Genomic DNA, 6,596 nt, shown 5'->3' with positions numbered 1-6,596 from the left:
GGGAAGAACCGGACCGAAATCGAGCAGTCCACCCTCAGGCTTGTCGTAACGGACAAGAAGCACTTTGGCGCGAGCTTGCTCGAAGCAACCGGTTCCGCGGCCCATCTAGAGCAATTGAGGATGTTTGCGGCCGAGAGAGGGTTCGCCCTCAAACCCGATGGTCTCTACCGCGGGAGAAAGTTGATTGCATCAGTGACAGAGGAGGAAATCTACGAAGCATTGGACCTGCAGTTCATCGAACCCGAACTGCGCGAAGGCAGGCACGAGATTGAGCGGGCAGCGAGGCGGCAACTCCCTACCCTTGTGCGGGATGAAGATCTCAATGGCATTTTGCATTCTCACACGACCGCATCCGATGGCACCGAGACGCTTGAGGCAATGGCTGAAGCGACCCGTAAGCGCGGGTTCGAGTACTATGGTGTCGCCGACCATTCGCAGTCTGCGCACTACGCGGGCGGCCTCACATTGCAGGAGATTGCGGAACAGCACTGCGAAGCGGATCGGCTGAACAAGAAGTATGGGGGAAAATTCCGTATCCTCAAGGGCATCGAGGCAGACATCCTGGCCGACGGCTCGCTTGACTATCCGGACCACGTTTTGGAGCAGTTCGATTTCGTTGTCGCGAGCGTGCACAGCCGCTTCAAGCTGCCGAAGAAAGAGCAGACGGACCGTATCATTGAGGCAATCGCGAACCCCTTCACGACAATCATCGGACACATGACCGGTCGCCAGCTGTTGCGTCGCCCCGGCTATGATCTCGACGTCGACAAGGTCCTCAGAACGTGCGCGAGATATGGCGTCGCTGTCGAAATCAACGCGCATCCGTGGCGGCTCGATCTCGACTGGCGGTGGCATCAGAAGGCACTCGACTACGGCTGCATCTTCAGCATCAATCCGGACGCTCATTCGATCCGAGAACTCGACCACATGCATTGGGGTGTCGAGATGGCGCGCAAGGGGGGCGTGCCTAGGACGCGGGTTCTCAACGCGATGGGTTTGGCGGCCCTGCTTGCGCACCTTTCAAAGCGCACGCGCGATTGCAAGACCGGCGGCGACCGTCGCTCGCCTGTGAGGAACCCTAGAGCCGCGTAACGGGGGCGGCCTCGGACGAGTGGCTGCCTAGAACGATATCCGCGGCCGGGCTAATATTGTGGTCCGATACGACGCTAACGCTCCTTTGAAGTTTAGGCTCGCTGGGCTCGTCCGGAACAAGACAGGCAATATGGGCTTGGGAGGGAGGGGCGGCGCCTTCACCACCGTCACGACACGGTCGTCTCCTACGATCATGGCAAGCGTCGCAACCTTGATTGGAAGGACCGGTTGAACTGATGACGTCTTGGCTTGCTTGAGCGTGAGGCCATACTTTTTGGCAAAGACCTCAGGGTCATAGGTGTCAGGCCATTTCTCGATCGGCTTGGTCATCTATCGCTGCCGGAATTCGAAAGCGGTCACAGTAGCCATTGCGCCGCCAAACCAACGACGCATAGCATCATGGCCACGGTCGAGAGCCACCCCAGGGAGCGGAGCCACCCTCCTATGGGGAAGTCTCCCATTATGTCGGCTCGGCCAGCCATCAGCATCATTACGATCATCACCGGCACCGCGCAGATGCCGTTGATTACCGCGCTCCAATAAAGCGCCTTGATCGGGTCGATTGGCGTGAACATGATGCCGGTGCCAAGAGCCGCGGCCGAGGCAAGCGTTCCATAGAAGGCAACCGCCTTCTTCGGTTCCCGGGCCAGGCCAACCTTCCAGTGTAGGGCCTCGCCGACCGCGAAGGCGGCCGAGCCCGCGAGCACCGGGACCGCCAGTAACCCGGTACCGATGATTCCCGCCGCAAAGATGACGAAAGCGAATTTGCCGGCCACCGGTTCCAGTGCCCTTGCCGCGTCCGTGGAAGAGGAAATATCGGTCACGCCTGTCTTGTGAAGCGTCGCCGCCGTTGTGAAGATGATTGCGACGGCAATAAGGTTGGACAGGGCCATCCCAACCAGTGTGTCAGCGCGAATCCGCTCGAACGCCTTTCGAGCCTGCCACGGTGCCCACTTCAGGGGCTTGGCGGAAGGATCGAGCTTTTCCTCCTCGACCTCCTGCGAGGCCTGCCAGAAGAACAGATACGGGGAGATGGTTGTGCCCAAGATGGCAAGCAGCGTGGTGAAGAACGTCCCGTTCCATTCGACGTGCGGAATCAACGCCCCCTTTGCCGCTTCGCCCCATGGAATCTTTGCAGCGAACATCGCCACGACATAGGCGAACAGGCTAAGCGTGGTCCATTTGAGAATTTTGACGTAGCGGCTGTATTTGACAAACACGATTGCCGCCACGCTGACGAGCGCAAATCCCAGGACATAGACCGAGCTGGGCCCTCCGACCAGAAGGTTGAGCGCATCAGCCATCGCGCTTAAGTCGGCACCTATGTTGATCACATTGGCGGAAAATAGCAGGACGACCACAAGATAAAGCAGAGGGGCAGGGTAATAGCGAGAAAGGTTTCCCGAGAGGCCTTTGCCCGTGGTGCGACCTATCCGAGCCGCAATCTCCTGGATCGCCGCCATAAGAGGAAAAGTGAAGAGCATGGTCCAGCCGATGTTGAACCCGAGTTGAGCTCCGGCCTGGCTATACGTGCCTATCCCTGAGGGGTCGTCATCGGAGGCGCCGGTGATGAAGCCGGGGCCGATAATGCGGAGGAAGCGCTGAAATGGCCCTTTGGCAACCGTGTTGCTTTGCTCTCGCTCAATTTCCGAGCTGACATCGGTCATTGCTTGGGCCGCCCAATGCAAAGAGCGCCAGCCACGGCACTTATTGCAGCCAGTACTGGCCCGATTCCTATCGGTTCGAAAGTTGGTCCAAACATCTCAAGCCGCACGTTAATAAATGTCGAGCTGTTAATCACGTGCCACGATCGCTTTGAAGTTATGGAGCCTCCGGTTCAACGATGAGGAGACACAGCGGTTCCAAATATAGAGGGTTTTGACAACAACCGTGGTGTGGCGGCGATGACGGTCACGGTGCTTGAGCGATCCGACGACTCGGGGCGCACAGGCGCTGCTCCTCATGCGCCGGCGAGCCTGATAAGCCGGCTGACAGTCGCGCCCCCGCCGTGCACTTCCCGGCTCCGGATTCCCCAATCAGGCCCAACAATTCTCCGCGCTTGAGCGAGAAACCACACCGCGCACGATCGGGTGCCAGCGCTGGAATCCTTCAAGGTGAAGGTCGCGGACCGTGAGAAGATCTGTCCCCCTTTCGCGCGCGATGACACTGCTACTTTTCATCACGCAGCCCGCTCGTTGAATGCAGAAACCAGTCCACGACGAAGTTCACCGCTACTGTGAGAAGGGCAATGGCGCCCGCGGGCAAAAGCGGCGTGACATCGCCATACGTAATCAGCGTCGCGTTTTCCCGCACCATCGATTCCCCGGCGGATGGCGGCTACGACAATGCTGATACCTTCGCTCGAGTTCTTTGCGATTTCTGGTTCGACCCTAGCCTAATGACGCGCGGAATCAGTCAGATTGTAAGGGCGACGACGGTCGAGGCGCAAAGCAGCCGAAAATCAGACGATCATGTTCGACTGCGTCCAACGTTGTTGATCCTAGTGCCTGCCCACACGGGCCATTCTCGATCGTTATCGCCCCTGGCAACTGAGCTGCCTCCTTGCAATTCAACGTTTCCATGGGCCGGAGTCGCCGGTGCGCAAACACATCAGCTTCCATTTGGCGCGCCACACGAAGGCTGACGTATTCTCGGGTGGTTTTGCCGCTAATTCCCAAGAGCGCAAACTTTGAGACGACGACTCCCACCCAGCGAGACCAGTGTCCCCGCGGTGGTTCTGCAAGACCGACGCCTAAGTCGGAATTCCTCGCACGAAACTACCGGTTTGTTATCTAGGCTATAGCCCGCGAGTTTAAGCCGTTTGTCTGACAAGATGGCCTTTGTGATGGGGCAGAATTGCCTGAAATAATACTAGAAATCAGCTTCCGCACCATTGTGTTCGGGCCATCGTGAATGGCGACACGCGCGGTTGAACACGACCAGTTCGAGGCTGCAGCGATTCAGGCTGAGGCTGGCCTTTTGTCACGTGCGGCGAAGGAGACTGATATGTCCGAACTTTGGAATCAGGGCATTGGTCCGACCCTTTGGACTGACATGACTTCGTTCGGCTCCTGGTCCTCCCTCAAAGGCCGTCAAATGATGGATGACGGGCCGGCCCCAACGGCTGGAACTGGCGCTCCGAATGCCGATAACCAGGACCATGACAGCACGCCAAGGGCTTCGGCGATGGAGGAAGCGACTCCAGGCTCCGACAGCCTTGCTGCCGGAATCAACAAAAGCGTTTACAGCGATGGCACGCATCAAGCCGCGACCGCGATCGATACCCTCATTGCCGGCTACTCCTCGACAGGCGGGATCAATGCCGGCCTGAACGGCCTTGCCGAAGCTGCAGCCAGAATTGGCATTCATCTCGACGGCACCTTTCCTGACACCGTAACAGGCTATGGCTCGGGGCACCGGGTGGGCCTTCCGGACACCACTTACGCGGCCACCAGCGCCGATGCGGCATCCAACACCGGCACGACCGCAACGGCGAGCGCATTGACCGCCACCAGTGTCCTGGGGGCTGACCCGGTGTTCGAAACGAGGGTCGCGGCCGCAGGGGACGATGTCGAGGAGAAAGGTTCCGGCTCGATTTCGACCAACATCAACGATTTGGAGTTGGGCTTTGACGGCTCTACCGGCCAGACGGTCGGCCTCCGCTTCACCGGTATCGACGTCCCGCAAGGCGCGATCATCACCAGCGCCTACATCCAGTTCCAGGCCAATGAGGTGAAGACCGGCGCGGCCTCGCTGCTGATCAAGGGCCAGGACACCGACGACGCAAGCCCCTTCACCAGCACCAGCTTCAATGTATCGTCACGGGCAACGACCGACGCGTCGACGGCTTGGACGCCGGCCCCGTGGACCACGGTGGGCGAGCAGGCCCTGGCCGAGCGCACGCCAGACCTCACGGCTATCGTCCAGGAGATCGTCAGCCGCTCGGGCTGGGCGGCGCTCAACGACATGGCGTTCCTGATCACCGGCACCGGCACGCGCACCGCCGATTCCTACGAATACAATCCCGCCAGCGCGCCGCTGCTGCACATCGAATATGTCTTGCCGGGATCCGGAAGTCCGGTGGCCTTCAACACTCCGCCCGACTCCAACCCCGGCGCCAACCAGATCGCCGAGCTCGCCGCGGCGGGAGCACCCACGGGCATCACCGCTTCGGCCACCGATCCCGATGCCGGCGCGACCGTCACCTACAGCATCAACGATGCACGCTTCGCCATTAATTCCAGCACCGGCGTCATCACGCGCTCGGGCACAGGCACGCTCGACTTCGAAACCCAGTCGTCCATCAATCTGACGGTGACGGCAACCTCTTCCGACGGCAGCACCGCCACCAAGAGCTTCACCCTCGGTGTCCTCGACAGCCCGGAGCCGATCGCGTTCAACACGCCGCCGGATGCCAACTCCGGGGCCAACCAGATCGGCCAGAACGCTGCCGCCGGCACTGCCGTCGGCATCACCGCTTCGGCCTCGGATCCCGATGCCGGCTCGACAGTCACCTACACGATCGACGACTCGCGCTTTGCCATCAATTCCAGCACCGGGGTCGTCACGCGCTCGGGCACCGGCACGCTCAACGCCCAGTCCGAACCGACGATCAATCTCCAGGTGACAGCGACGTCGTCCGATGGCAGCAGCGCCACGAGCACCTTCACTGTCAGCGTCACGGCCGGCCAACAGCCCGTGGCCTTCAACACTCCGCCCGACTCCAACTCCGGCGCCAACCAGATCGCCGAGCTCGCCGCGGCGGGGGCACCGACAGGGATCACCGCTTCGGCCTCGGATCCCGATGCTGGCTCGACGGTCACCTACAGCATCAACGACACGCGCTTTGCCATCAATTCCAGCACCGGTGTCATCACGCGTTCGGGCACAGGCACGCTCGACTTCGAGACCCAGTCGTCCATCAACCTGACGGTGACGGCGACCTCCTCTGACGGCAGCACCGCCAACAAGAGCTTCACCCTCGCCGTCCTCAACAGCCCCGAACCGATCGCGTTCAACACGCCGCCCGATGCCAACACCGCGGCCAATCAGATCGTCCAAAATGCCGCCGCCGGCACTGCCGTCGGCATCACCGCCTCGGCCAAGGATCCCGATGCCGGCTCGACGGTCACCTACACGATCGACGACTCGCGCTTTGCCATCAATTCCAGCACCGGCGTCATCACGCGATCGGGCAGCGGCACGCTCAACGCCCAGTCCGAACCGACGATCGATCTCCACGTGACAGCCACCTCGTCCGACGGCAGCATCGCCACGCACACCTTCACCGTCGGCGTCACCGCCACCCAGTTGCCGACATCCGTGACCTTGGCGCACACCATTCTGACTTCGCAGTGGTCACCGCCGAGCCCCGACCCAACCGATATCGTCTATATCTCCCACCTCGGCAAGCTGCTGGTGGCCGATAGTGAGGTGGAGGAGATGTCGATTTTCACCGGCAAGAATCTCTTCCAGATGAATCTGAACGGCACCCTGGCGGGCAC

At 60.7% G+C, this 6,596-nt stretch carries 2 protein-coding genes and 2 pseudogenes; 2 read left to right on the top strand and 2 right to left on the bottom strand.

The window, feature by feature from the left end; translation table 11 throughout:
* The coding region (locus CK218_RS29760; RefSeq protein ID WP_143749736.1) for a PHP domain-containing protein at positions 1–1,092 on the top strand (1,092 nt) is incomplete at its 5' end.
* Positions 1,093–1,448: 356 nt separating this feature from the next.
* On the opposite strand, the gene CK218_RS29750 is transcribed toward CK218_RS29760, so the two are convergent.
* A complete protein-coding gene (locus CK218_RS29750) occupies positions 1,449–2,759 on the bottom strand; it encodes a divalent metal cation transporter (RefSeq protein WP_095829746.1) in 1,311 nt (436 codons plus the stop codon).
* A 502-nt stretch (positions 2,760–3,261) separates the two neighbouring features.
* Positions 3,262–3,429, bottom strand: a pseudogene (locus CK218_RS29745) (ABC transporter permease); the annotation flags it as partial.
* Between the two features lie 849 nt (positions 3,430–4,278).
* Here CK218_RS29745 and CK218_RS29740 point away from each other — a divergent pair.
* Positions 4,279–6,596 (top strand): annotated as a pseudogene (locus CK218_RS29740) (cadherin repeat domain-containing protein); the annotation flags it as partial.

The organism is Mesorhizobium sp. WSM3879 (assembly GCF_002294915.1).
GTDB lineage: Bacteria > Pseudomonadota > Alphaproteobacteria > Rhizobiales > Rhizobiaceae > Mesorhizobium.
The sequence above is the reverse complement of the archived record's forward strand: the minus strand, read 5'-3'. Positions and strand labels throughout refer to the sequence as shown.

What these genes read in the sequence shown, in the direction of transcription:
- CK218_RS29750 (WP_095829746.1), bottom strand. Translation starts at nt 2,759, where the DNA reads ATGACCGATGTCAGCTCGGAAATTGAGCGAGAGCAAAGCAACACGGTT.